The 1,833-nt window shown below is 35.0% G+C and carries 2 protein-coding genes and 1 pseudogene; all 3 read left to right on the plus strand.

The genetic code is table 11. From position 1 onward, the window contains the following. Nucleotides 1-563: 563 nt before the first annotated feature. Nucleotides 564-833, plus strand: coding sequence for an NAD(P)H-dependent oxidoreductase (locus tag ADF62_RS11820; protein ID WP_232009699.1), 270 nt, complete (start codon nucleotides 564-566; stop codon nucleotides 831-833). Nucleotides 834-1,182: 349 nt separating this feature from the next. After that, nucleotides 1,183-1,317 carry a 50S ribosomal protein L34 gene (gene rpmH / locus ADF62_RS00010; protein WP_002885866.1) on the plus strand — a complete coding sequence of 45 codons (135 nt, stop codon included), beginning with the start codon at nucleotides 1,183-1,185 and terminating at the stop codon, nucleotides 1,315-1,317. A 220-nt stretch (nucleotides 1,318-1,537) separates the two neighbouring features. Further along, a pseudogene (tnpA, locus tag ADF62_RS09970) lies at nucleotides 1,538-1,833 on the plus strand (IS200/IS605 family transposase); the annotation flags it as partial.

Here is a 1,833-nt window from a genome sequence, read left to right on the forward strand (position 1 = left end):
ATTTTCTTGAGCAAGCGAGTGATGGTTCGATAGCCATAAATAAAGTGATTTTCTATACAGAGTGATTTTGTCTGCTATGTCGTCTCTTTTCTGAGAATTCTTACACTACTGTTTCTAGTTTACCAGATTTCAACAGGAGTGTTTTCTTGTGTCTCATTTCATGGGTGCAGTGCCTATTTTAAGGCTAGTTTTTTTTGACAATGAAAAGTAGTCTCTGTCTAACAAAGTAAAAACAGGGTCAAAATGAGACGTAATACTACCAAACTAAAGGAAAAGTTAATCACAACTGGAATCGGGAGAGATAAGAGCAAAAGGTATCGAACAACTATCTATACGAATTGGCGATAATTTTAACGAGAAGGCTATCCAGGAGAACGTGAGTACCATGCTAGATATCTATATGGAAGGAGCTAAACAATGGAGATCTCGATTATCTACGCATATCCAAACAACAATAGCTACAATGTCTCTATACTAGAGACTGAAAAAAGAATTTATCACTCCTAAAAGGCATTAGAATCTTTAATTTGTACAAAGATGATCCTGTTTTACGATTCGATGCCATGTATAGGAGAAGAGACTTAGCCCATGATATAGATATGAAAGTCTATAGAGACTTGTTGATTTGGACAGTTCATTTGATTTTTATATTTCTAACTTGGAGGAGTGGGATGCCAGCAATCTTAAAAGGATATATTGAACGAGTTTTTGTTGCTGGTTTTGCTTATGATAATACAGTACGCGGTTTAAAAGGTAGACTTGGTGATACGGTGCGGATCATTACTACACATAATACACCAAAGATTTTTTCCTTTTGCGCAAGACCACACTAAAGTTTTAAAATATCAAATCCTAAACAACTTGTGGCATTAAACTAGTCAAAGTCACTTAGTTTGCGCGTGTTGAATATATGAGTGAGCAAAAGCGAAAAAACAAAGCTCAAAAAAATTGCAAAAATAGCTAAGGGGTGATATATACTAGATTTTTAAAACCCCTCTACTACGGTTATTGGTCTGTTCTTTTTATTAATGAATCTTTTAGTACTTCAAGATATGGTGAAAATAATCTCTAAGTATTTCTTGACAAGAGCATGCTATTACTATAAAATAATATGGTATGTTTAGTAACTGATCAAAAATAGCCGGCTAAACGAATACGAAAATTTATCAGGAGGTATTCAACGTGAAACGTACTTATCAACCAAGTAAAATCCGTCGTCAACGTAAACACGGATTCCGTCACCGTATGTCAACTAAAAACGGACGTCGCGTTCTTGCAGCTCGTCGTCGTAAAGGACGTAAAGTTCTTTCAGCTTAAGACAACAAAAAAGCAATAGTGCTCGAGACTGTTGCTTTTTTGTTGTCTTTACGGAACCATTATCTGTGCTAGTGGTTCCGTAAAGCTTTTAGCGATGTATCAAATAGTCCTCCTACTAAAGTGTTTTATTAGATAAGGTTTCCCGACCACTAATTAATATATTAAAGGAGGATTTTTGTTGAGACAGAATAATAGTTTAGCACATACTACATGGAATTCTATGTACCATATTGAGTTCGCACCCAAATATTGACGTCAGATAATTTATGGGAAATACAAAGCAAGTATTAGTCAAATTTTACGGTTAATATGTGAAAGAAAAGGCGTTGAAATTCATGAAGCAGCAGCTTGCTCAGATCATATTCACACGTTGGTGAGTATACCATTTAAATTAGGTATCTCTTCATTTATTGGATATTTAAAGGGTGAGAGTAGCTTAATGGTATTTGACCGACACGCCAATTTAAAATATAAATATGGGAATCGCAAATTTTGGTGTCGAGGCTTTTATGTTGA

This window comes from Streptococcus sp. 1004_SSPC (assembly GCF_001069025.1).
Lineage (GTDB): Bacteria > Bacillota > Bacilli > Lactobacillales > Streptococcaceae > Streptococcus > Streptococcus vestibularis.